General features: G+C 62.1%; 26 protein-coding genes. 12 read left to right on the forward strand and 14 right to left on the reverse strand.

The window, feature by feature from the left end:
* The first annotated feature begins 7 nt into the window (after positions 1-7).
* Genes QM609_RS08580 through QM609_RS08590 form a run of 3 tightly spaced genes read left to right on the forward strand, consistent with a single transcriptional unit; the run spans position 8 to position 2,461 of the window.
* A complete protein-coding gene (locus QM609_RS08580; RefSeq protein WP_003941629.1) occupies positions 8-829 on the forward strand; it encodes an alpha/beta fold hydrolase in 822 nt (273 codons plus the stop codon).
* Between the two features lie 60 nt (positions 830-889).
* Positions 890-1,921 carry a cupin domain-containing protein gene (locus QM609_RS08585; RefSeq protein WP_007735448.1) on the forward strand — a complete coding sequence of 344 codons (1,032 nt, stop codon included), beginning with the start codon at positions 890-892 and terminating at the stop codon, positions 1,919-1,921.
* A gap of 18 nt (positions 1,922-1,939) precedes the next feature.
* Positions 1,940-2,461 (forward strand): hypothetical protein, encoded by a 522-nt coding sequence (locus tag QM609_RS08590; protein ID WP_042445775.1) that lies wholly within the window; start codon positions 1,940-1,942, stop codon positions 2,459-2,461.
* A gap of 48 nt (positions 2,462-2,509) precedes the next feature.
* On the opposite strand, the gene QM609_RS08595 is transcribed toward QM609_RS08590, so the two are convergent.
* A complete protein-coding gene (locus tag QM609_RS08595) occupies positions 2,510-3,196 on the reverse strand; it encodes a GntR family transcriptional regulator (protein ID WP_003941581.1) in 687 nt (228 codons plus the stop codon).
* A gap of 128 nt (positions 3,197-3,324) precedes the next feature.
* On the opposite strand from QM609_RS08595, the gene QM609_RS08600 reads away from it, so the two are divergent.
* Genes QM609_RS08600 through QM609_RS08610 form a run of 3 tightly spaced genes read left to right on the forward strand, consistent with a single transcriptional unit; the run spans position 3,325 to position 6,243 of the window.
* Positions 3,325-4,245, forward strand: a complete 921-nt coding sequence (locus tag QM609_RS08600; RefSeq protein WP_073512201.1) for a sulfurtransferase — start codon at positions 3,325-3,327, stop codon at positions 4,243-4,245.
* 43 nt (positions 4,246-4,288) lie between these two features.
* Positions 4,289-5,134 carry a hydroxyethylthiazole kinase gene (gene thiM / locus QM609_RS08605; protein WP_050656432.1) on the forward strand — a complete coding sequence of 282 codons (846 nt, stop codon included), beginning with the start codon at positions 4,289-4,291 and terminating at the stop codon, positions 5,132-5,134.
* Positions 5,134-6,243, forward strand: a complete 1,110-nt coding sequence (locus QM609_RS08610; RefSeq protein WP_076948665.1) for an LLM class flavin-dependent oxidoreductase — start codon at positions 5,134-5,136, stop codon at positions 6,241-6,243. The genes thiM and QM609_RS08610 overlap by 1 nt, the downstream gene beginning before the upstream one ends.
* Here QM609_RS08610 and QM609_RS08615 read toward each other — a convergent pair.
* A complete protein-coding gene (locus QM609_RS08615; RefSeq protein WP_047270827.1) occupies positions 6,236-6,586 on the reverse strand; it encodes an inorganic pyrophosphatase in 351 nt (116 codons plus the stop codon). The genes QM609_RS08610 and QM609_RS08615 overlap by 8 nt on opposite strands.
* Positions 6,587-6,588: 2 nt before the next feature.
* Positions 6,589-7,368, reverse strand: a complete 780-nt coding sequence (locus QM609_RS08620) for a helix-turn-helix domain-containing protein (protein WP_228232662.1) — start codon at positions 7,366-7,368, stop codon at positions 6,589-6,591.
* A gap of 56 nt (positions 7,369-7,424) precedes the next feature.
* On the opposite strand from QM609_RS08620, the gene QM609_RS08625 reads away from it, so the two are divergent.
* Entirely contained in the window at positions 7,425-7,817 is a 393-nt protein-coding gene (locus QM609_RS08625) for a VOC family protein (RefSeq protein WP_030537550.1), read from the forward strand.
* A 70-nt stretch (positions 7,818-7,887) separates the two neighbouring features.
* Here the strand turns inward: QM609_RS08625 and QM609_RS08630 are convergent, their stop codons facing one another.
* The 5 genes from QM609_RS08630 to QM609_RS08650 all read right to left on the reverse strand — a co-directional run bounded on the left by QM609_RS08630 (position 7,888) and on the right by QM609_RS08650 (position 11,277).
* The gene (locus tag QM609_RS08630; protein WP_178377298.1) at positions 7,888-8,931 is read right to left on the reverse strand and encodes an alpha/beta hydrolase; all 1,044 of its coding nucleotides are present in this window, start codon (positions 8,929-8,931) and stop codon (positions 7,888-7,890) included.
* Between the two features lie 151 nt (positions 8,932-9,082).
* The gene (locus QM609_RS08635) at positions 9,083-9,421 is read right to left on the reverse strand and encodes a DUF3349 domain-containing protein (RefSeq protein WP_007735437.1); all 339 of its coding nucleotides are present in this window, start codon (positions 9,419-9,421) and stop codon (positions 9,083-9,085) included.
* 11 nt (positions 9,422-9,432) lie between these two features.
* Positions 9,433-9,759: a DUF3349 domain-containing protein gene (locus tag QM609_RS08640; protein ID WP_003941653.1), complete on the reverse strand. Its 327-nt coding sequence runs from the start codon at positions 9,757-9,759 to the stop codon at positions 9,433-9,435.
* A 34-nt stretch (positions 9,760-9,793) separates the two neighbouring features.
* Positions 9,794-10,075, reverse strand: a complete 282-nt coding sequence (locus tag QM609_RS08645; RefSeq protein ID WP_003941641.1) for a hypothetical protein — start codon at positions 10,073-10,075, stop codon at positions 9,794-9,796.
* Positions 10,076-10,089: 14 nt separating this feature from the next.
* Complete coding sequence (locus tag QM609_RS08650; protein WP_007735433.1) at positions 10,090-11,277, reverse strand: inorganic phosphate transporter; 1,188 nt, start codon at positions 11,275-11,277, stop codon at positions 10,090-10,092.
* A gap of 187 nt (positions 11,278-11,464) precedes the next feature.
* Between QM609_RS08650 and QM609_RS08655 the strand changes: the two genes are divergently transcribed.
* On the forward strand, positions 11,465-11,860 hold the full coding sequence (locus tag QM609_RS08655; protein WP_042445944.1) for a PPOX class F420-dependent oxidoreductase: 396 nt from the start codon (positions 11,465-11,467) through the stop codon (positions 11,858-11,860).
* Between the two features lie 96 nt (positions 11,861-11,956).
* Positions 11,957-12,415 (forward strand): DUF5994 family protein, encoded by a 459-nt coding sequence (locus QM609_RS08660; protein ID WP_003941615.1) that lies wholly within the window; start codon positions 11,957-11,959, stop codon positions 12,413-12,415.
* A gap of 680 nt (positions 12,416-13,095) precedes the next feature.
* Here the strand turns inward: QM609_RS08660 and QM609_RS08665 are convergent.
* Positions 13,096-14,037 (reverse strand): alpha/beta fold hydrolase, encoded by a 942-nt coding sequence (locus QM609_RS08665; protein ID WP_042445952.1) that lies wholly within the window; start codon positions 14,035-14,037, stop codon positions 13,096-13,098.
* A gap of 110 nt (positions 14,038-14,147) precedes the next feature.
* On the opposite strand from QM609_RS08665, the gene QM609_RS08670 reads away from it, so the two are divergent.
* Both QM609_RS08670 and QM609_RS08675 read left to right on the forward strand, forming a co-directional pair.
* On the forward strand, positions 14,148-15,113 hold the full coding sequence (locus tag QM609_RS08670) for a helix-turn-helix transcriptional regulator (protein ID WP_007735427.1): 966 nt from the start codon (positions 14,148-14,150) through the stop codon (positions 15,111-15,113).
* Positions 15,114-15,234: 121 nt separating this feature from the next.
* Positions 15,235-15,855: a YdeI/OmpD-associated family protein gene (locus QM609_RS08675; protein ID WP_042445829.1), complete on the forward strand. Its 621-nt coding sequence runs from the start codon at positions 15,235-15,237 to the stop codon at positions 15,853-15,855.
* 143 nt (positions 15,856-15,998) lie between these two features.
* Here the strand turns inward: QM609_RS08675 and glnA are convergent, their stop codons facing one another.
* The gene (gene glnA, locus QM609_RS08680; RefSeq protein ID WP_003941609.1) at positions 15,999-17,435 is read right to left on the reverse strand and encodes a type I glutamate--ammonia ligase; all 1,437 of its coding nucleotides are present in this window, start codon (positions 17,433-17,435) and stop codon (positions 15,999-16,001) included.
* Positions 17,436-17,648: 213 nt separating this feature from the next.
* Here glnA and QM609_RS08685 point away from each other — a divergent pair, with 213 nt between their 5' ends.
* Positions 17,649-18,122 (forward strand): RDD family protein, encoded by a 474-nt coding sequence (locus tag QM609_RS08685; RefSeq protein ID WP_003941579.1) that lies wholly within the window; start codon positions 17,649-17,651, stop codon positions 18,120-18,122.
* A 71-nt stretch (positions 18,123-18,193) separates the two neighbouring features.
* Here the strand turns inward: QM609_RS08685 and QM609_RS08690 are convergent, their stop codons facing one another.
* From QM609_RS08690 to QM609_RS08705, 4 genes are all read right to left on the reverse strand, one after another.
* Positions 18,194-18,949 carry a DUF4191 domain-containing protein gene (locus tag QM609_RS08690; RefSeq protein WP_050656429.1) on the reverse strand — a complete coding sequence of 252 codons (756 nt, stop codon included), beginning with the start codon at positions 18,947-18,949 and terminating at the stop codon, positions 18,194-18,196.
* A gap of 76 nt (positions 18,950-19,025) precedes the next feature.
* On the reverse strand, positions 19,026-20,036 hold the full coding sequence (gene lipA / locus QM609_RS08695) for a lipoyl synthase (protein WP_003941610.1): 1,011 nt from the start codon (positions 20,034-20,036) through the stop codon (positions 19,026-19,028).
* 51 nt (positions 20,037-20,087) lie between these two features.
* Positions 20,088-20,849 (reverse strand): lipoyl(octanoyl) transferase LipB, encoded by a 762-nt coding sequence (gene lipB / locus QM609_RS08700; protein ID WP_003941602.1) that lies wholly within the window; start codon positions 20,847-20,849, stop codon positions 20,088-20,090.
* A gap of 29 nt (positions 20,850-20,878) precedes the next feature.
* A complete protein-coding gene (locus QM609_RS08705; RefSeq protein WP_003941584.1) occupies positions 20,879-21,766 on the reverse strand; it encodes a TIGR01777 family oxidoreductase in 888 nt (295 codons plus the stop codon).
* Positions 21,767-21,778: the final 12 nt, after the last annotated feature.

Genomic DNA, 21,778 nt, shown 5'->3' on the forward strand with positions numbered 1-21,778 from the left:
GCAGAGCATGCCCTACATCACCACCTCCGACGGAACCGAGATCTACTACACCGAGCACGGCGTCGGCCGGCCGATCGTCCTCAGCCACGGGTGGCCGCTGAGTTCTGACGCGTGGCAGGTCGAGATGAAGTTGTTCGCCGACGCCGGATACCGGACCATCGCGCACGATCGTCGAGGACACGGTCGCTCGTCGAAGACGTACACCGGCAACGACATGGATACATATGCCAAGGACCTGGCTGAGCTGATCGACACACTCGACCTGAAAGACCTGGTCCTGGTTGGCCATTCGACCGGCGGCGGGGAAGTGGTCCGGTACGCGGCGCAGCACGGCAAAGGGCGCGTGGCGAAGGTGATCACCGCCGGCGCCGTACCGCCGATCATGGTCAAGTCGGACGGCAACCCCGAAGGCACACCGATCGAGGTCTTCGACGGCATCCGTGAGGGAGTTCTGCGAGACCGATCGCAGTTCTACAAGGATCTCAGCGAGAGCTTTTACGGCGCGAACCGCGAAGGTGCCGACGTCTCGCAAGGGGCGAAGGACGACTTCTGGCGGCAAGGTATGTTGGTCAACCTCGCCGCGGCCTACGACTGCGTCAAGGCATTCTCGGAGACGGACCAGACCTCCGATCTCGAAGCCATCGACGTTCCGTTCCTCATCGCTCAGGGCGACGACGATCAGATCGTGCCGATCGGCGCAGCGGCCGAGAAGGCGATCAAGCTGGTGAAGAAGGGCACGCTGAAGGTGTATCCGGGCGCACCTCACGGCATCTACGGCTCATATCAGAAGACACTGGACCAGGACATTCTCGCGTTCATCGAGGACTGACGTCAGCGAGGCGGAAGGGAGCGGAGTCGAAAGGACCAGAGTGGGAAGGATAAAATTGCCATGTCTACACACGTTGCCTCACTACGCAATGGCCCCAGTGTCTTCGAGAACGAACTCGGGTCGATCTCGCAGCTCGACACGAGTTCGTTGCCGATCCTGTCCGGTCTGTCGATCAAACGAATTGTTCTCGGTCCCGGCGCGATCCGTGAACCACAATGGAACGTCAACGCGAACCAGATCGCCTACGTCACCAGCGGAACCGTGCTCGTCTCGATGTTGGGCAATGCTGACGAGTTCGCCAGTTTCGTGGTGCGAGCGGGGCAGATGTATCACGTCGAATCCGGCGCGATTTATCACATCGAGAATGTCGGAGAGGAGGAGGCGGAGATCATCGCCGCCCTGCGTACTTCTCTGCCGCAGCACTTTTCGTTGCAGAGTAGCGTCAGCGCAATGTCGAACGCGGTGCTCGGCAATACGTACGATCTCGCCGCATCGGCCTTCGACGTCTTCGGTAGAGCCGATGCGTCCCAGATAGTTCGGCGGGACGGCGCCGCCGTCGTTCCCGATACCGCCGGCCTTCCCAACGCGCATCTCTTCGATCTCGAAGGCCAGATCGCGCCTCTCGCATATCCGTACGGACAGGCGAAAGTGGCGCGAAAGCAGTATTGGGCGGCGCTGGAGGATCTTTCGATGTACTCGTTGACTATTCGCGAGAGTGGAATGCGTGAGCCACACTGGCATCCCGTCACTGCCGAAATGGGATACGTGCATCGTGGTCACGGGCGGATGACGGTCCTCGATCCGGACGGTTCGCTCGACACCTACCTACTGGAGCCCGGTCAGGTGTATTTCGTTCCGCGTGCCTATCCCCATCATATCGAGGTTCTAGGTGACGAGGACATCAATTTCCTCATCTTCTTCGACCAGCCGACACCGGGCGACATAGGCTACCGTGCAACGGCTTCCGCGTTCTCGCGCAGCGTTCTCTCGGCCTCGTTCGGCGTTCCGGAGCGGGAGCTGCCGCACTTCCCTTTCACTCCGATCGATCCGCTCATCGTCTCGCGGATCAATCCGATCGACCGCCAGCACTGACCGGCAAGGACGCCCATCATGGCCACCACGCTCACCGTGACCGATCACGGGACGATGCTCGACTTCACGTACGAGGACGCCCTCCGCTATCACGGTCCGCAGGCCCCGGGCGGCGTGGCGCATGCCTACAAGGTTCTCGAGCGCGCTCTCGGTGTGCTCGGCGGGGAAGGCTCCGTCGAGCGTCGCGAGCTGGTCGTCACCACCGCACACGGCGGACCAGGAGTGCGCGATGCGTTCGAGTTGGTCACGCGCGCGGTGACCGAAGGGCGGTACACCGTTGACAGTTCCTTGGCCAGGCGTGAACGTGGAAATACGCTCGCGCTGTATGTATTTCGGATCACCTATCGCGGCGCGAGCGTCACGCTGACTGTTCGGGAGGGGTTCGTCGTCGACGAGTTCATCACTCTGTCCCGTAAGTCCGACCGGACGGCCGAAGACGAGTCACGGCTGACAGAGCTCAAGCAGGAGATGGCGGATCGAGTGATGTCGAGCCCGGCCGAGAGCGTGTACGACGTCGACACCGGCACGCTCCCCGTCTGAGCGACGGCGGCGCAGGCGTCAGTGTGCAGAAATCTGGGCTGTCTGAAGTCAGCGGCTGGCGAACATCCTTATTCGTTGGTCGCGGCTGCGCTCGAGATGGTTGCGCATGTGACCACGTGCGGACGATTCGTCCCGGGCGCGGATGGCGTTCAGGATCTCTTGATGCTCCGAATTGAGCAGGTCAGGTTCGCCGTAGTTCGACGGCGGGCCGCTGTCGTAGATTCGCAATTGGGTGGTGAGGCGGATCAGCAATGAGGTGATCGTGGAATTGTGGGCGGCCTGCCAGAGGGCCTCGTGAAACTTGAAGTTTCCGGCACGAACCTCGGTGCCTTCTGTTGCAGTGCAGCAGAACTCGTGCAATCCGTCCAGGCGGGCAAGGTCGAGATCGCTGTGGCGGAGTGCGGCGGCGCCGGCGGCTTCCGATTCGAGGGCAACCCGCGCTGCGTAGATTTCGATGACGTCCTCGGGTGTGCCGGAACGGACACGAAAACCGCGGGCGGCTCGTTCGAGTAGACCGTCGTGCGCGAGCCAGTTGAGTGCCTCGCGGATCGGGGTACGCGATGCGCCGTACGATTCGCACAATTGAGTCTCGTGCAGCGGAGAGCCCTGGGGGAACTTGCCGGCCAGGATGTCGGCTCGCAGGCGCAGGTACTGCCGCGAGGTCTGATCGGACCGGCCCAGCGCAGCCTCCGGCACCAGCAGATCGGTGGTGCTCGTATCGGCGTCGAGATCCATGTGTCCTCATTCCTGTGCATGCAAGTAGAGCGCGTTCGATTATGCCATCGGCGACGAGTGAGTACTTGCGTATACGCTAGTACTCATTTAGGTTCGTGCTTGTTCGTTTCCGAGGGAGAGGGTCTGAAGTGGCTGGAGAGACCGCGTCGCCGCTGGTGAGTGCTGCTGAACTCGACGCGATGCTGCGCGAGGGAGGCGTCGCTGTGCTCGACGCGACGGTTCATTTTCCTCCCGCTCGATTCGACGGCGACTATCGCCCGGAGTCCGGGTACGACGGCTGGGTTTCCTCGCACATCCCGGGTTCCCGACACGTCGACCTCATGGACGTCTTTTCCGAAAGGGAAGCGGCGCTGCATTTCACACGCCCGTCAACGGAGCAGTTGATGTCCGATCTCCAATCCAGTGGTATCGAACCGGGTGCGACAATCGTGATCTACGACCAGGGTTCGACCACTTGGGCATCACGGCTCTGGTGGGTGTTTCGCAACGCCGGCATCGAAGCAAGGGTCCTCGACGGTGGCCTCGCCGAATGGACTCGATGCGGCTTCGCCCTCGCGAGCGGCGACGACGTCACCCACACGTCGGCGTCGAAGCGTTGGAGTGTGACGGACCTTGGCCTGTGGGTCGATCTACCTCGCGTTGCCTCACTGTCCGCAGGAGAAGAAGCCGGAACGCTGGTGTGCGCGCTGGCGCCTGAGCAGTACGAGGGAACGGAGAAGACGCGATATTCGCGACGCGGACATATTCCGTCAAGTGTGAATCTGTCTGCGAAGGGTCTTCTCGACGCCGATGCCCGGATGCTTCCGGCGGACGATGTTCGGTCGAAATCTGCTGACGTTCTACCACCCGTCGCTGAACCTGTCGTGATCTATTGCGGCGGTGGAGTTTCGGCGTGCCTGACAGCACTCGCACTGATCCGCGGCGGCTATGAGGACGTCAAGGTCTACGACGGTTCGTTGGAGGAATGGACTGCAGATCCGACTTTGCCGATGGTTGTCGGCGGTGAGCCCGGCGGCGCGCTTGCGGATGTTCGATGTCCGCGGTCCTGAATCGCCGCAGTCCTCAATTACCTCCCGTTCTGAAGGAATTCTCATGTCTGACACTGTCTCTGTCGAAACCGTCGCGTCGGCGATCGACGCACTCCGCGATCAGGTACCGCTCGTCCAGTCGCTGACCAACATCGTTTCTGCGAACTTCTTGACCAATGTTCTGCTCGCCGCCGGCGCAAGCAACGCTCACATCGACAACGTCCACGAAGCGGGTGGGTTCGCTGCCATCGCCGGGGGAGTGCTCGTCAACCTCGGAACGCCGGACGACGGGACAGCCGAAGCTTTCCTGATAGCAGCAGAAGCGGCCCGAACTGCCGGTACGCCATGGGTTTTGGATCCCGTCGGTGTCGGCGGACTACCCTGGCGGAGCGGTATCGCTGTGGATCTGCTGCGCTTTCACCCCAGCGCCATCCGCGGGAACGCATCGGAGATCATCGCTCTGGCCGGACTCGGCGGTGACACCCGCGGCGTCGACAGTGCCTCCGATTCCGCCGACGCAGTGCCCGCCGCTCTGTCACTCCTGAAGCGTGCGGATGCCGTGTCGGCATCCGGACCGGTCGACTACATCGTCGGCCGCGATGGTGGCGGCGACGTTCGGGGCATCCGAGTCTCCGGTGGCAGCGCTCTGTTGCCGCGCGTGACCAGTACCGGTTGCTCTCTGGGAGGCCTGGTCGCTGCCTACCTCGCCGTCACGTCGACCGCGCTGGACGGATTGGTTGCCGCGCATACGCATGTTGCCGTGGCATCGGAGATCGCCGAGGAAAATGCCTCAGGTCCTGGTTCTTTCGCGGTCGCATACCTCGACGCGCTCTACAGCGTGAATGCGGACACCATCCGTTCGCGTGCCCGAATCGAATCGTTCGACCTGCCGGCTGGAGTGCAGAACTGATGGGCATCAAGACATTCTGGTATCTCACCCAGGCAGACGGGGACTACCCGTGGAGCCCCGGTGGGCTGTTCCCCGTGGACGGGGCCAGGCAGATCGAGCTCGCGAAGACCATCGACGACGGCGGATTCGAAGGTGCGCTTGTTGCCACCTGGCCGAACGATCCGTTCATCTCGGCGACGTGGGCGGCAGCGCACACCACGCGCATGAAGTTCCTCGTCGCCGTCTACGCGAACATGACGCCGGTGCGACTGCTGGCGGAGAAGGCATTGACTTTCGACGCCTTCAGCGGCGGCCGACTGTTGATCAACTCGGTCAACGGACGCGAGAACATCCTGACCAAGTACGACATGAACGTGCCCCACGACGAGCGTTACGAGTTGGGGGAACAGTACTGGGCGGACTTCCGCCGCATCTACGCCGAAGGCACGGAGTCGAACTTTCCCAACACACCACTGCGTATCGATGCGCCCGCTGGGCATCAGGTTCCGCTGTGGGGTACCGGTGATTCGCCTGCAGGCCTGGCGAATTCAGGCAAGGTGCTCGACACCTACTTGGCGATGCTGCGCGAGACTTCGTTCATCGAAGACAAATTCTCTGCCGCACGGGCGGCGGCGGAGGCAGCCGGGCGCGAGTTCACCGACTTCGGTGCGCTCACCGGTGTGATCGTTCGCCCCACCAAGGCGCAGGCGCACGACCGGTTCCGTTCGTTGTTCGAGAAGACGGGCGTCGAGCAGATCGCTCATGTCTTGGACAACGCAGTGCGTCGTCGTACTCAGGGGAAGCAAGACCTCAAGACCTTCACCGCCCGCGACGCTCAGCGACAGGGTTGGGCGGACAAGATTGCCTCCGGCCAACTTCCGGAACCGGAGGAGTTGTACGTCGGTGACGGGCTGTACGCGGGTATCACGGCGTGGTCACCCCTCGACATCTTCGGCACCGGGTCATCGGCCGTGTACTACGTCGGCGATCCGGATTCGATCACGGACTCGGTACGCACGCTTCGCAGCCGAACCGGTTTGACTGCACTGATCCTGGCAGGTTGGCCTCTGATCGAGGAAGCGAAGTGGGTTGCGGAGCATCTTGTTCCGCGATTCGACGAACTCAGCTGACGGCGCGCCGCAAGACAGTGGCACCGAGACCTAGAACGTCGCGGAGAAATGCTGTGGCAGTGTCGATTTCAGACGCAGTACATTCGAGAAGGATCTTGACTTCCACGTCCTTCTTGACGATGTCGGCAACAACGGCCACGGCGACAACACCGTTGCCGACGGCCGAGCCTCGGAACAGATCGATCCCGTCGCCGTCCGCGCTGACCGTGCCGTCGAGATAGCCGTAGTCGAGCGGATAGATCGCATCGGGGTACCGCGGGTGTGCCGACCCTCGGGGGCGATCGATCACGACAGCTGACGTGGCAGCCAGGTGATCGAGGGCGGCGAACAGTTCTTCACTCATCGTTACCGGTGCTCGCGCAGTAGCTGAGTCGGTGTCAGGCCTGCCAGTGCACGCGTATCGCGTGCGAGGTGGGCTTGGTCGGCGTAGCCGGCGCGACCGGCCAGCGACGACAGCGTGAGATTTGCGCCGCGGCTGAGAGTCAACACGTCCTGCATTCGTTGCACCTTCTGAATCAGTTTGGGGGACAGCCCGACCGCCGATGTGATCGATCGTCTGAAATGACGTTCGGAAACACCGAGGTCTGCAGCAATCTCTCGTATCGGCGTGGAAGGGGAGGAGATGAGCGCGGAGTAACCACGCTCGATTCCGTGGTCGGGTTCCAGTCCGCGCCACAACTGGCCCAGTAGGTGAGCGTCGACTGCCTCGTGGCTCAGGGCGTCGGCAAGTACCCGCGCTTGTCTGGAAGTGAGGATGTCGTCGAAGGCGATCTTCGAATCCTGCACTGCGTCGGCAGCTGTGCCGAGCAGGCTCCGCAGAGCCGGTGGATTGATCCGGATGCCCCACATGGTTGTACCGGCGGCGACCGAAACCAGATCGGCACCGGTGGCAGGTCCGACGAGCCACGACTTTCCGGTGCTGTCGACGATGAAGTCGGCGCAGAGATCGGGAAGAATCCGCTTTGCTTCCGTGGGCGTATGGGCTTCGCTGGTGCTTTTCCACGTGCAACTGAAGACGCCGGCCGAATCGGTGATCTGAGTCTCGATATAGGTGTGGCCGTTTTGTTCAAGACTCGACGCTACCGTCCGACTACCGTCGAGAGCGAGGGTGTCAGCGCCGGTCATCAGATCATCGTCACACACTCGCCGATCACTTCTCGACCTGAAACAGGAGAAATACCGTGTCCGTCTCTCCGAGACTCGATCTCGTCGGAATCGTCACCAACGATCTCGCTCGTTCCCTCGCGTTCTACCGAACCCTCGGGCTCGGCATTCCGGAAACACCCGCTGACGCTCCGCATGTGGAGTTCACTTTCGACGGTGGGCTTCGGCTGGCCTGGGACGCGCTGTCCACCATCGCGAGCTTCGATCCTGACTTCGCCGTCGGGGAAGGTCGACACCCCGTCGCCTTGGCCTTCGATTTCGGGACTCCCGCCGCAGTCGACGAGGCGTATCAGCGCATAACAGCAGAGTTCCCCGGGCACAAGGCGCCCTTCGACGCCGTGTGGGGCCAGCGTTACGCCGTTCTTCTCGATCCGGACGGCAACACCGTGGATCTCTTTGCCACGCTCTGATTTTCGAACGGCGCAGGCCCCGAACGAATATCGGTCGGGGCCTGCGATTGTCGTTGATCCAGTTGTCAGTTCACCAAGCGTCGAGGGTGTCGAGGATCTGGCCTCGGGCCTTCCACAATTCCGCACCCCAGTACGGCCACGAATGCGTGCCGTTGGCCGGGAAGCTGTACGTTGCCGGAATTCCCAGCGAGTTCATGCGCAACTGGAATGCGCGTGAGTTCATCAAGGCCAGTGCTTCGAGGCCGATTGCACTACCGGTGTTTACGAAGTCGACGGGACGACGCGGTTGATCGAACTGCCCGGGTAGGCCGCTCGCAGCGGATATGTACAGCGAGAGCCCAGCCAGTTCGGGTGCAAACACGAAGGGATCGTTGCGGAGCCAAGCGGGGTTCCACGGCGGTCCCCACATTGCATCGACATTGAAGGACCCGGCGCTGACCATGGCCACCCGGATCGCCTCACGCATGCCTGGAGCTGAGATGTTGAGGTATCCCGAGAGCGAACCGGCGAACTTGAACTGATCGCGGTGGTAGGCGGCTAGCGTCAGTGCCGCGCTGCCACCCATGGACAGTCCGAGCACGCCGTTGTTGGTTCGGGAGACGCCGCGCGATTCCAGATAGGCGGGAAGTTCCTGGGTGAGGAAGGTTTCCCATTTGTACGTGACCGGCTGGCGATTCAAATTGCTGTTCGCATACCAGTCGGAGTAAAAGCTGGACTGCCCGCCGACCGGCATGACCAGCGTGACGTTGTCGCCGCGATACTGCTCGAGAGCGTTGGTCTCGAAACTCCATGCGTTTCGGTCGTCGCGTGCTCGTAGGCCATCGAGAAGATAGAGCGCCGCGTTGCCGCCGCGCGAAGCCCACTGGATCTGAACCTTGATCGGTCCCATCGACGAGTCTACGAACACTTCCTCGTAGCCACCGGCCGGGGCGGTACGCGCGGGCGCTGCGGTCGCTACCGATCCGCTGATCAGGCCTGCGGTCAGGGGGAGTGCGAGTGCTGTCGCTGCGAGGCCCAGGATCCGACGCTTGATTCGTTTCGAAATACGGTTTCTCGAAAGATCCGGGTTCGAAATATCTGGGTTCTTCGCCAAATCTGTGTGAGCCTCGTGCATGTATCACTCCCGCCCCAAAGGTGCTTGCACACCGAAATCCGACCGAGCCCCCCGAGGCGCGGAATTCCTTATGACACTAAGTGGTCTGTATTGACCTCGACGGCACCGTTACCGGTTCGTTATCAAACTGGTCCGATTTACCGTAATGCCGTCAGGCGTCGTCGACCGGAGGTTGTGCCACGATTTGCCAACCTCCACGAATCAGGTGTTCACGTACCCGAGCGACGTCCGATTCGTGCGGAATATCGTCGGTGACCTTGGTGATGAGGACGCCGATGTCGATCGGATCGACCGAACCGGGAAAGTCGATCGGATCGACCGGAAGCGGAAAGCCGGCGACGAGATCGTCAGCAAGAACGGCGATCTCGTCGTCGGACAGTTGTCGCCGGAGCAGGGCCATCAAAGGGACGTAGTCCTGCTCCGGCACACCGTTCGGATACCCGGCACGCAGCCAGCCGAGTATCGAAGCCAGAAGTGGTGGAAGACTCAACGAATCGAGCTTCAGTGGTTGTCGAGATCAGCGAGGGGCCACCCGGCGGCAGCAAGGACGGAGGCAACGCGCGCGATGTCCTCGTCCGAGGGAGTCTGGCTCGTCAGATCGGCGATCTGAGCGCTGATCTCGTCGCTCGAGATCACCTGGTCGCTGTTGACGTCGCTCAGTTCTGCGAGTGCAGCGCCGATGGCAATGTCTCGAATTTGCGCGTCCGAGAGTTTGCGTCGTAGCAATGCGACCAGCGGAATGCGGTCCTTGGGCGGTATGCCTTCGGGGTAGCCGGCGCGAAGCCAGTCAAGAATGGATTGAGGAAGGGATGGAGTCGGTGCAGTCACGGTGATGTCTTTCCGCTCGTGAGGGCGCACGGGATCAGAAGATCTCGATGCCGAATGTGTGGCTGAGGAAGCCCTGCATGATGAAGAGGATTCCGGTGACGATCGCGATGAGCACGACCGCGAAGCACACCACTGCGCCTGCCACGGCCAACGGACTGCGAGCCGCGACGGCAGTGCTCCCGCCGCCACTGCCACGTTGTCCGGCGTCGAGCGACTTCAGGCCGATTGCGAAGATCGCCGGTAGTCCGGCGCCCAGCAGGAGGCCGACCAGTACGACCTGCCAGAGCGAGTCGACGGTGTTTTTCAAGATATCCATGTCGATTCCCTCTTTCAGGCTTTGGCGTCGGTGGTGACGCGGGCGTCCGGACCGGGGACCTCTGCAGGCACCAGGCCGCCGTCCCACTCGGCGTTGACGTTGCTCGGATCGATGGGCTCCTTGCGGGAGCGCAGGTACATCCAGCCGGCCAACGCGATGAGCACGGCGAAGACGACCAGGACACCGGGCAGGCCGCCGACGATGTCGGCCAGTCCCCAGCACAGAGCGCCGACGATTGCAGCGGACGGAAGAGTGATCAACCAGGCGACCGCCATACGTCCGGCTACGCCCCAACGAACTTCGGCGCCCTTGCGTCCCAGACCGGTTCCCATGATGGAACCCGTCGCCACATGGGTGGTGGAGAGCGGAAGGCCGAGGTGGCTGGAGGTGAGAATGATTGCAGCAGAGGATGCTTCGGCTGCCATGCCTTGTGGTGCGGCAATCTCGACAAGTCCCTTGCCGAGAGTGCGGATGACTCGCCAACCGCCGAGGTAGGTTCCGGCAGCGATCGCGAGCGCACAGGTGAGCTTGACCCAGAACGGCATGTCCGCGTCGGCGGAAATGGTTCCGTGGGCGACCAGGGCGAGGAAGATGACGCCCATGGTCTTCTGAGCGTCGTTGGTGCCGTGTGCGAGGGAAACGAGTGAAGCCGAACCGATCTGGCCGAGTCGGAAACCTTTGTCCTTGGTTTCTTCTCCGACGTTGGAGGTGATGCGGTAGATGAGCCAGGTGCCGGCCGCGGCAACCAAGCCGGCCACGACGGGCGCGAGAACTGCGGGGATGACAACCTTGCTGAGGACGCCGCTCCAGGCGACACCGCTCATTCCGAGGGACGCGATTGCGGCGCCGATCAGTCCGCCGAACAGCGCGTGTGAGGAACTCGAGGGGATGCCGAGCAACCACGTTGCCAGGTTCCAGATGATGCCGCCGACAAGGCCGGCGAAGACGATGGTGAGCAGCGCTTGGCCACCCACATTTCCGAGGTTCACCACACCCTTGGCCACAGTGGCAGCAACCTCTACCGAGAGGAAAGCTCCGACCAGGTTCAAGGAAGCAGACAGAGCGACTGCCACCTTGGGCTTGAGGGCGCCGGTTGCAATCGACGTGGCCATAGCGTTGCCAGTGTCATGAAAACCGTTGGTGAAGTCGAACCCCAGAGCGGTTACGACGACGACGAGGAGAACGATGAGTTCCGCATTCACGAGAAGTCATGTTCCAACACCTCCGGGCCTCAAATCGACCTCAGACGTGGTCGTTCCGCGACATTTCCACCACTCGGCACCTGTTGTTCACCTTCGTCCGGATAATTGTCCGTTTTGAAACGCCTGAGGCAGAGAAAATTCATTCGTGTGCATGGTCGTGGAGTTCGTGGAGGCATACGCTCGTTTCATGTCCCTGGGCGAAGAGAAGACGATCTCGGTCACCACATTCCGTAAGAGCGGTGACGGCGTAGCCACGCCGACGTGGGTCGTGCCTCTGCCTGACGGACGTATCGGCTTCTGGACTTCCTCGAAGTCGGGTAAGGCCAAGCGTCTGCGAAACAACCCACGCGTCACCGTAGTGCCGTGCAACAACCGCGGAAAGGTTGCCGACGGTGCGTCGCCGGTCACCGGGACCGCTCAGTTGGTGAGCGGTGGAGCTGAATTCGACGAGATCCGCAGCAAAGTCAAAGCGAAATACGGTGTGATGGTGCCTATTTCGAAATTCTTCAACACCCTCGGTCACATCGGTAATGGTCCGTTCCCGTACGGCGACACCGGCGTGATCATTTCCGTCGATGCGTAGTCGGGATTGCGTAGCGGAGTAGTCTGAAGGTATGGAACCCACGACCGGGCACCTCTGCCTGACGGTTCCACGAATCCTCCGTCAAGGAGCCTCGTCATGGCGCACATCAGCACTCTCGACTATGCAATGGAAGCGCCGCAGCGCCATGTCGGGCAACCTTTCCCGTCGCCGACGCGGACTCCGCGATTCCTGCTTCGTGGGCAAGGTGCCGTCAAGGCATCGGTTGACGGCGCGTGGTTCCCGTGGACCACGAACGTCACGGCGGAGCTTCACGATCTGATATCCGCACTTTCGCTGAGGTTGGGGCCGATCGCGCGGGTTGCGTTCGACTGGAACACGATCAGCAGCGCGCAGCGTCGTATCGACGAGGTCGACGGACTGGAAGTGCGGGGTCCGTACCCTGGCCAGCCCCACGATTTGATGTATCTCGACGACATCTATGGTCGTCAACTCGTTCTGATGATGATTCCGCCGTACACGGATCCGGACCGCGCGTACGAGATCATGCGGCGGTTGGTTGATCCTGGCCGCAGCGAAACCTATCGGGTGCAGTGAGATCTTTCTGACGTGCGGGGGTCGAATCTCGCGATTCCTGAACATGCGTCCAGTTTGTCTGGTTTGATGGTTCTCGTAACCACGATCTCAGGCGCATTCCTTCAGGTCAGCGCTTGGGCGCGGCAGCTTGACTCCCTGCCGTGTCGTCGGTCCGGCATGTCCACCACCCTCCCACTGTGCGTGAGCGCCGGACCAGAGGAAGCCCCGCCCTCCCCACGGGGGTGGGGCTTCTACTCTGTTCGGGCTGAGCGGCGTTCGCATCGCCGAATCCGCCCGCTTGTTCGGCAGTTCGGGACGCCCTGGCCCGTAGCATCGCCACCGTGAACATTTCCCTACTCGGTGCGGCTGGGCTTCAGGACTGCGCCGACAGTGGAATGGACTGCATGGACGGATTCGAAGCATTCTTTCTTCTGTACGGCGGCGGATTCATTCTCGCCTTGATTTGGCTTTCCCTGTGTCTTGTCGGAACGGCCGATGTGGTTTCTGTGTCCGGGCGAGTCGGTGTGTGGCGCGCTGTCGCCTTCTCTGTCGGGATTTGGCTTGTGCCCATCGTCGGGTTGAGTGCATGGTTTGTTTACCGCCGCTCTCGCCAAATCTCGAAGACGGTCGGTCCGGATCAAGCCCCCTACTGGACTTGAATGAGACTGACATTTTCACTGAGACCGCACCTAGCCTTGAAACTATGTGGCATCCTGCCGTTCCAGCCAGTTCAAGATCGCTTGGTTGGTCTCTTCGGGTCTTTCTTGTTGGATCCAGTGACCGCAATCGAGATTGACTACTTCCACATTGGGCACGAACTCTGTCAGGTTCTCAGCTCTCGCGATCGCGTCACGGTCGCCGTAGATCATGAGTGTGGGCTGTTGGATGATCGGGTCCACCTCCGCCAGCAGATGCCAGTTGCGGTCAAGGTTCCTGTACCAGTTCACACTGCCCGTGAATCCTGTCGATTCGAAGGCGGAGACGAAAACGGCCAATTCTCTATCGCTCATCAGGGGCTCACCGAGTGGTGTCTCTGCTTTGGCGAGATCGATCAGCGCCATACCCGGCTGAGGTTCCCTGAGGGGTTCGTTCTTCCGGTACAGGTTGCGGAGGAACCGGAAGGTGTTGTCTTCGAACACCGCGTCCGCGACGCCCGGCTGTCGATTGAAATGGACGAAGTAGAAATCACCGCCAAGCACGGCTTCCATGAACTCAATCCACGGCTGCTCTCCGCGATCCTGGTAGGGCAGGCTCAGGTTGATCACTTTGTTTACCCGGTCCGGGTGCAACAGGGTAAGGCCCCACACGACAAAGGCACCCCAATCGTGACCGACAAAGGTGGCATCGTCGTAGCCGTAGTGATCGAGAAGTGCGATGAGATCACCCGCCAAATGTTCGATGTCATAGTCCGTCACTTCGGTCGGACGTGACGAATTGCCGTAGCCGCGTTGGTTCGGGACGATGACGTGGTAGCCCGCCTCGACAAGGGCGGGCACCTGGTATCGCCAGGAATAGGCGTGCTCTGGCCATCCGTGACACAACACGATGGGTTTCCCGGCATTGTGTCGCCCTGCTTCGAAGACTTCGAGTTCCACGCCGTTCACTGGGATGAGGACGGGCCTGGGGAAGTCGGATGGATTCACGGATGCTCCTTTGAGTCGAGTACCGATCTCGTGTCTGGATCGACCGGTTGCTCCGACGATAGGGAGCATCGTGGACACATAAAGTCCTAGATCGCTGGCAATCTGAAGAAATGCGGAACGATCCCACAGGCCGAGCACTGCAACTGCTCTCGCTCCTTCAGACTCATCGCTTCTGGCACTGTGCCGAACTTGCCGCACGACTCGATGTCACGCAGCGGACGGTGCGCCGCGACATCGATCGCCTACGCGACCTCGGCTATCCGGTCGATTCCACGTCCGGAAAATACGGGGGCTACCGACTTGCAACGGGGGCGCACGTGCCGCCCCTGATCCTCGACGATGACGAGTCCGTGGCGGTAGCCGTCGGACTGCGCTACGCCGCCGAGGCCGCCATCGGAGGCATCGAAGAAACGGCGCTGCGCGCGCTGACGAAGATCGAAACACTCCTGCCCCATCGACTACGCCGACGTGTGTCGGCACTGCATTCGAGCGTCAGTTCCATGCGGCGGGCAAATGACGACATCGTCGATCCCGAAGCACTCAGTGTGCTCGCTGCGGCATGTCGCGACCACGAGCACGTTCGTTTCGACTATCGGCGAGGTGATGGCGAGAGCAGCAGACGACTCGTCGAGTCGCACCGCCTTGTCACGGCGGGGCGTCGTTGGTATCTCGTAGCATGGGACCACCATCGTTCGGATTGGCGAACATTTCGACTGGACCGGCTCTCGGAGCCCTGGCTGGCAGGCAGTCATTTCACGCCACGCGAGATCCCGGGCGGTGACGCGGCAGGCTTCGTCGCGAGATCAGTTGGCTCGCCACCCCGTCACCACGATGCAAAACTCGCCATCGAAGCTACGTTCGCCGACCTCGAGGGCGTACTCAGATGGATTGACCACACACCGATCGAGGTGGCAGCGGACCGCTGCCTTGTCGAGATCCGCAGCGAAGATCTCGGCAGGCTCGCCATGACGGTTGCGCGCATTGCGCTCACCGCCCCAGTGGTCGTCATCGAACCAACCGAGCTTGCCGACACCGTCAGTCGGCTCGCCCTTCACCTCAGGGTCTCGCCACCATGACAGTCAGAAGAGGATTGCGCGACAAGACCATTCACGTCCAAGTTGCCGCGGGGACGTGTTCCCTGCGCAGGCCCCTCGTCTATCGAGACACGTATCCGATTCCCTCTAGGCTGGAGAGTAAGTGACCGATTCGAAATCATCGCCGCCGGCTTCCGTCCACCCTCAGACGTGGAAGTTCGACTACCCGATCATCCACGCCGAGACTCGCGAACAGTGGCGAACTTGGTTGACGGACAATCACACGTCAGGCCGCGGAGTGTGGTTGTGCTCCTGGCGCACCACCACCAGCCGACCACGCTGCCCCTACCCTCAGGCCGTTGAGGAAGCGATCTGCTTTGGGTGGATCGATTCCACCAACACCGTCTTCGACGAAGAGCGCAATTTGCAACTGTTCACACCGCGGAGACGCAAGAGTTCCTGGACCCGACTCAACCGCGAACGCGCAGCTGATATGGAGGCGCGTGGCCTCATGACCGCTGCTGGTCGTGGTGCCATTGCTGCCGCGAAATCCACTGGTTGGTGGACGATTCTCGACCAAGTCGAAGACCTCGAGGAACCATCTGACTTGCAGGCGGCGCTGGACCTGGACACGCAAGCGCGAAGCAACTGGGACAGTTTTCCGCCCAGCGCCCGCAAACAGATGCTGTGGTGGATCGTCAGTGCCGCTCGAGACGCAACACGGGCAGGTCGAATCGCCCATATCGTCAACAATGCGGCCATCGGTCAACGTGCCCGCGGCTGATCCGCGATTCGACCGCGTCCGGTATGAAGGCCGGTCATCATCTGTCCGAGGGGTTTCCCTCGGACGAAACAAGTCCACCCGCCCCGCAGAAGCGGGACGGGCGGACTCGGTACTCGCAGGTCTGACTTACGTCAGGATGCGGATCACACGTCGTAGTAGAGCTCGAACTCGTACGGGTGCGGACGCAGGTTGACCGGAGCGATTTCCTGCTCGCGCTTGAGCGAGATCCAGGTCTCGATCAGGTCGGTGGTGAAGACGCCACCCTCGGTCAGGTACTCGTGATCGGCTTCGAGGCGGTTGATGACCGTCTCGAGGCTGGTCGGAGCCTGCGGGATGTTGCGAGCCTCCTCCGGGGGAAGCTCGTAGAGGTCCTTGTCGACCGGAGCCATCGGCTCGATCTTGTTCTTGATGCCGTCCAGGCCGGCCATCATCTGTGCAGCGAAGTTGAGGTACGGGTTACCCGAGGAGTCGGGTGCGCGGAACTCGAGACGCTTTGCCTTCGGGTTGTTGCCCGTGATCGGGATACGGACAGCTGCCGAGCGGTTGCGCTGGCTGTACACGAGGTTGATGGGGGCTTCGTAGCCCGGCACCAGACGGTGGTACGAGTTGATCGTCGGGTTGGTGAAGGCCAACAGCGACGGAGCGTGGTGCAGGATGCCGCCGATGTAGTGGCGAGCCATGTCCGAGAGGCCCGCGTAGCCGGACTCGTCGTGGAAGAGGGGCTTGCCGTCCTTCCACAGGGACTGGTGGACGTGCATGCCCGAACCGTTGTCACCGAAGAGCGGCTTCGGCATGAAGGTGGCGGACTTGCCGTGCTGCCAGCAGGTGTTCTTGACGATGTACTTGAATAGCTGCAGGTCGTCGGCCGCTGCGAGCAGCGTGTTGAACTTGTAGTTGATCTCCTGCTGTCCGCCGGTGCCGACCTCGTGGTGGCCGCGCTCGAGCTCGAAGCCTGCGTTGGTCAGGTTGGTGGAGATTTCGTCGCGCAGGTCCACGTAGTGGTCGTACGGAGCGACGGGGAAGTAGCCACCCTTGGCGCGAACCTTGTAGCCGAGGTTCGGGGAGCCGTCGGCGTTGGTCTCTGCGCCGGTGTTCCAGGAACCGGAGATGGAATCCAATTCGTAGAAAGCGGAGTTCATGCCGGAGTCGTAGCGAACCGAGTCGAAGATGTAGAACTCGGCCTCGGCGCCGAAGAATGCGGTGTCCGCGATGCCGGTGCTGACCAAGTACTCCTCGGCCTTGCGGGCAACGTTGCGCGGGTCGCGGCTGTAGGACTCACGGGTGAACGGGTCGTGCACGAAGAAGTTGATGTTGAGGGTCTTCGCCTTGCGGAAGGGGTCGATCTGCGCCGTGGTGACGTCGGGAAGCAACATCATGTCGGACTCGTGGATCGACTGGAATCCGCGGACCGAAGATCCGTCGAATGCGAGGCCGTCCTCGAACACGTCCTGGTTGAAAGCAGACGCCGGGATCGAGAAGTGCTGCTGGACGCCGGGCAGGTCGCTGAACCGAATGTCGACGTACTCGATGTTCTCGTCCGCGATGTACTTGATGACCTCTTCGGCCGTGGTGAACGCCACGCTTGTGCTCCTTAAGTCGCTTCAGCCAAGTGATGTCGGTTGAATCCGTCGAGGCAGACGGTAGGGAGCTGGTGTTGCCCGCTCGTCAACCCTTTGTTTCGGCAGTGTTACGCGTCGCAGCATCCTGGGGATTTCCGAAGTCCATGTGACCGGCCACACAGTTAAAACCCGGCAAATCTGGACTACGGTGCTGCGACGCCTATCCTGGACAGCATGGCACGTATCACCGGAACTTGGCTCTCTGGGCCGCAAGCAGCTTTGCCGAAGAGCGCGGACGGCCGTGAGCAGTCGTACCGTGGCGAGCTCCTCGGTTTCCCTCAGGAGGGTCCGGGTTCGCTGGTCGGTTCGGGCCGTCGTATCGCGGCACTGTTGGTGGATTGGGTGATGGCTGTGGGAGTGGCCTCGCTCATCACCGGCGACTTCTTCGACGGTATGACCTCGACTGTCACGCTGATGGTGTGGTTCGCCGTCGGTGTCGTCACCGTGGCTCTGTTCAACTTCACCCCGGGGCAGTTCGTCCTCGGACTTCAGGTTGCGCGTATCGAAGGCCCGATCCGAGTGGGCTTCGTGCGCGCGCTCGGACGTCAGGCACTGCTTGTGTTCGTGATTCCCGCGACCATCACCGACATCGACGGTCGCGGTATGCAGGACCGCGCGACCGGCACTTTGCTCGTGAAATCGCGCTGACACAAATTTCTCGAAGTAAAGAAAGACCCGGGTCCGTGGGCCCGGGTCTTTCGTTTTGCTGTGGGGGAGTGTCAGCGACGACGAATGGTTCGCTGCATTCCCTTCATCTTCGCGCCTCCGGGCATCGGGCCCTTGGGAAGCGCTGCTCCGCCGCCGCGTGCGCTCAGTGCAGCGAGGCGACCTTCGATGTTGTCCATGCGCTTGGTGTCGATGTTGCGGGGCAACTTGTTCAAGTAGCGCTGGAGCTGCGAGAGCGGAACCTGGCCCTCGTCGTTGCCGATGATGATGTCGTAGATCGGGGTGTCGCCGATGAGGCGGGCGGTCTTCTTCTTCTCCTGCGCGAGGAGGCCCTTGACGCGTTGCGGCGAACCTTCGGCGACGAGGATGACACCCGGCCGTCCGACGACGCGGTGAACGGCATCGAGTTGGGTAGTGCCGGCGACGGCATTCGTGACGCGCCACGCACCCTGCATGTTGTCGAGCGCCCACGCAGCGGCACCGGCCTGACCTTCAGCCTTCTTGTACACCGATTTCTGGACGCGACGACCGAAGATGATGAAGGCGCCGAGGAGACCGAGAACGATGCCGATCGGCAGCAGGAACCACTGAAGGCCCCAGATGAAGCCGACCAGGAAGAAGACCAGAGCCGCACCGACGAGGGTGCCGATCATCAGCGGCAGGAGGAGCTTGTCGTCCTTGCGCTGCATCTGGAATGCCTGCCAGAGCTGAGTTCTACGTTCCTTGGAAGCCTGCTTGCGGGCAGCCTTCGCTGCAGCCTTTGCCTCTTTGGTGGGTTTGCCCTTACCGGATTTGCTGCCGTTCGCCATGTACCCAGGATACGTCCATTGCTGTGCGCCTTTACTAACCGCCCGCGGTTAATAAAGGCGCACAGCAAAAAGTGGATCAGCGATTCAGGCGCGCCATGAGTGAGCTGGCTTCCTGGGAAGCGTCGCCGCCCTCGGTCAGATGACGCTGCGCCTCGGGAAGTTCGCGGCCGTGATGTGCCATGGCCTGCGCATACAGGCGGCCGGCGCGGTACGACGAGCGAACCAACGGACCGGCCATGACGCCGGCGAAGCCCATCTCTTCTGCAGCCTTCGAGTGTGCGACGAACTCCTCGGGCTTGACCCACCGCTCGACGGGGTGGTGCCGGGGCGAGGGGCGCAGGTACTGGGTGATGGTGAGGATGTCGCAACCGGCGGCGTGGAGATCTGCCATCGCCTCGGTGACCTCTTCAGGGGTTTCGCCCATGCCGAGGATCAGGTTGGACTTGGTGACCAGTCCGTAGTCGCGTGCTGCGGTGATGACGTCGAGGCTGCGCTGGTACCGGAATGCCGGACGGATCCGCTTGAAGATGCGGGGGACGGTCTCGAGGTTGTGTGCGAGGACCTCGGGGCGTGAGGCGAAGACCTCGTCGAGCAGTTCGGGCTTGCCGTTGAAGTCCGGAACCAGGTTCTCGACGCCGGTGCCCGGGTTGAGTTCGTGGATCTTGCGGACGGTCTCGGCGTAGAGCCAGGCGCCGCCGTCGGGGAGGTCGTCGCGGGCGACGCCGGTGATCGTGGAGTACCGAAGGCCCATGGCCTGAACGCTTTCCGCGACGCGACGGGGCTCGTCGCGGTCGAGAGCCTCGGGCTTGCCGGTGTCGATCTGGCAGAAGTCGCAGCGGCGTGTGCACTGCTCACCGCCGATCAGGAACGTGGCTTCGCGGTCTTCCCAGCACTCGTAGATGTTGGGGCAGCCCGCTTCCTCGCAGACGGTGTGCAAACCTTCACGCTTGACCAGGCCCTTGAGCTCCGTGTACTCGGGGCCCATCTTTGCTCGGGTCTTGATCCAGTTGGGTTTGCGTTCGATGGGCGTCTCCGCGTTTCGGATCTCGAGACGGAGCAGCTTACGTCCTTCTGGGGCGATAGTCACGACAGTGATCCTACGCCCGGTGATTACTGCAACGGGGTTCGGGCGAGCCCGTCAGCTGTACTGAACGGTAGTAAAAGTCGGAGTAGGCGAGGCGCTTTCGAAGGTGACGCGCTCGACGTTCCGTTCGGTGACGGGCATGGTTCCGTCGAGAGCAGCGATCACTGCCTCGGTCACAGCGGGAGTGACTTCGTCCACGGTGACGTCGCGACCGAGTTCATGCGACAGCGTCGTGACCCCGGCGTCACGGATGCCGCAGGGAATGATGTTGTCGAATCCGGTCAGGACCGAATTGCAGTTCAGGGAGAAGCCGTGCAGTGCCACGCCCCGTTGGACGCGCACGCCGATGGCAGAAACCTTGCGCTCGGGCTTCCATTGCCCGTTTGCGAGTTCGGCGGGCAGCCAGACGCCGGAGCGGCCGTCGATGCGCCCGCAGTTCAGGCCGAGGTCCGTGCACACCGTGATCAGTGCTTCCTCGATGCGTCGGACATACCGCACCACGTCGATGGGCTCGGCCAGTTTCACGATCGGATATCCCACCAGCTGGCCGGGGCCGTGCCAGGTGATCTTCCCGCCGCGGTCGACGTCGATGACAGGCGTGCCGTCGACGGGACGATCTTCGGGTTCCGTGCGTCGTCCTGCCGTGTACACCGGCGGGTGTTCGAGGAGCAGTAGCGTGTCCGGTCCGATGTCGTCCGCCCGCGCAGCCGCGAGCTCACGCTGGCGGTCCCACGCGGCGTTGTAGTCGATCGAACCGAGTTGCTCGACGGCGATCGGCAGTTTCGAGAACCGGGCGGAAACGGCAGCGCTGCTCATGGACGTAGAGATTACGCCCGACTTCGGAATCAACCGAGTGCGGCCGCCAGCGCTTCGCCGATCGTGTTGTGGCGGAAAGAGAATCCCGCCTTTTCCAAAGCTGCGGGAATGGCGCGCTGGCCACCGAGGATGCCGCTCTTGGCGAATTCTCCGATCAACGCTTCGAGTGCGAACCCGGGAACGATCCAGGGAGCCGGGCGGTGGACCGCACGGGACATGGCGTCATTGAACTGGGCATTGGTGACAGGGGCCGGACCGGTCAGGTTGACGGGACCGGAGAGTTCGGAATTCGTGAGCGCGAACTTGATCGCGTCGCACTCGTCCTCGAGTGAGATCCACGGAAAGTACTGGCGACCGTTGCCCAGTCGCCCGCCGAGGCCGAACGAATAAAGGCGCCGAAGCCGACCGAGCATGCCCCCATGAGGTGAAATCACGACGCCGGACCGCAGATTGACGACGCGGGCACCCGCCGCACGCGCCGGTTCGGTGGCAAGTTCCCAATCGCGACACGTCGTGGCGAGAAAGTCTGTGCCTGCCGGCGAATCCTCGTCGACGATCTTGTCGCCGGTGTCGCCGTAATAGCCGACGGCGCTCGCGTTGGCGAGGACGGGAACCTTCTGACTCGCGACCGCTTCGGCCAAGACGTCGGTCGCGACGATGCGGCTGTCACGGATCGCTTGCTTGTAGGAACCCGACCACCGTTTGTCGCCGATGCCGACGCCGCAGAGGTTCACGACGGCGTCGGCGCCCTGCAGGACGGAGAGGTCCAGACGGTCGTGGTCCGGGTCCCAACGCGATTCGTCGGGGCCGGCGGTCGAGCGTCGCACCAGACGCACCACGTCGTGGTTGTCGGAGCGCAACGATGACACCAAGGCCGTTCCGATCAAACCGGACGAGCCGGCGATGACTACTCGCATTCGGAAAGCCTC

This window comes from Rhodococcus sp. IEGM 1302, assembly GCF_030056935.1.
Taxonomy (GTDB): Bacteria; Actinomycetota; Actinomycetes; order Mycobacteriales; family Mycobacteriaceae; genus Rhodococcus_F; species Rhodococcus_F qingshengii.

Bases quoted from the DNA above. Each gene is read 5' to 3' on its own strand.
- QM609_RS08580 (WP_003941629.1), top strand. From the start codon at position 8: ATGCCCTACATCACCACCTCCGACGGAACCGAGATCTACTACACCGAG.
- QM609_RS08585 (WP_007735448.1), top strand. From the start codon at position 890: ATGTCTACACACGTTGCCTCACTACGCAATGGCCCCAGTGTCTTCGAG.
- QM609_RS08590 (WP_042445775.1), top strand. From the start codon at position 1,940: ATGGCCACCACGCTCACCGTGACCGATCACGGGACGATGCTCGACTTC.
- QM609_RS08595 (WP_003941581.1), bottom strand. From the start codon at position 3,196: ATGGATCTCGACGCCGATACGAGCACCACCGATCTGCTGGTGCCGGAG.
- thiM (WP_050656432.1), top strand. From the start codon at position 4,289: ATGTCTGACACTGTCTCTGTCGAAACCGTCGCGTCGGCGATCGACGCA.
- QM609_RS08610 (WP_076948665.1), top strand. From the start codon at position 5,134: ATGGGCATCAAGACATTCTGGTATCTCACCCAGGCAGACGGGGACTAC.
- QM609_RS08615 (WP_047270827.1), bottom strand. From the start codon at position 6,586: ATGAGTGAAGAACTGTTCGCCGCCCTCGATCACCTGGCTGCCACGTCA.
- QM609_RS08620 (WP_228232662.1), bottom strand. From the start codon at position 7,368: ATGACCGGCGCTGACACCCTCGCTCTCGACGGTAGTCGGACGGTAGCG.
- QM609_RS08630 (WP_178377298.1), bottom strand. From the start codon at position 8,931: ATGCACGAGGCTCACACAGATTTGGCGAAGAACCCAGATATTTCGAAC.
- QM609_RS08645 (WP_003941641.1), bottom strand. From the start codon at position 10,075: ATGGATATCTTGAAAAACACCGTCGACTCGCTCTGGCAGGTCGTACTG.
- QM609_RS08655 (WP_042445944.1), top strand. From the start codon at position 11,465: ATGTCCCTGGGCGAAGAGAAGACGATCTCGGTCACCACATTCCGTAAG.
- QM609_RS08660 (WP_003941615.1), top strand. From the start codon at position 11,957: ATGGCGCACATCAGCACTCTCGACTATGCAATGGAAGCGCCGCAGCGC.
- QM609_RS08670 (WP_007735427.1), top strand. From the start codon at position 14,148: ATGCGGAACGATCCCACAGGCCGAGCACTGCAACTGCTCTCGCTCCTT.
- QM609_RS08685 (WP_003941579.1), top strand. From the start codon at position 17,649: ATGGCACGTATCACCGGAACTTGGCTCTCTGGGCCGCAAGCAGCTTTG.
- QM609_RS08690 (WP_050656429.1), bottom strand. From the start codon at position 18,949: ATGGCGAACGGCAGCAAATCCGGTAAGGGCAAACCCACCAAAGAGGCA.
- lipB (WP_003941602.1), bottom strand. From the start codon at position 20,849: ATGAGCAGCGCTGCCGTTTCCGCCCGGTTCTCGAAACTGCCGATCGCC.
- QM609_RS08705 (WP_003941584.1), bottom strand. From the start codon at position 21,766: ATGCGAGTAGTCATCGCCGGCTCGTCCGGTTTGATCGGAACGGCCTTG.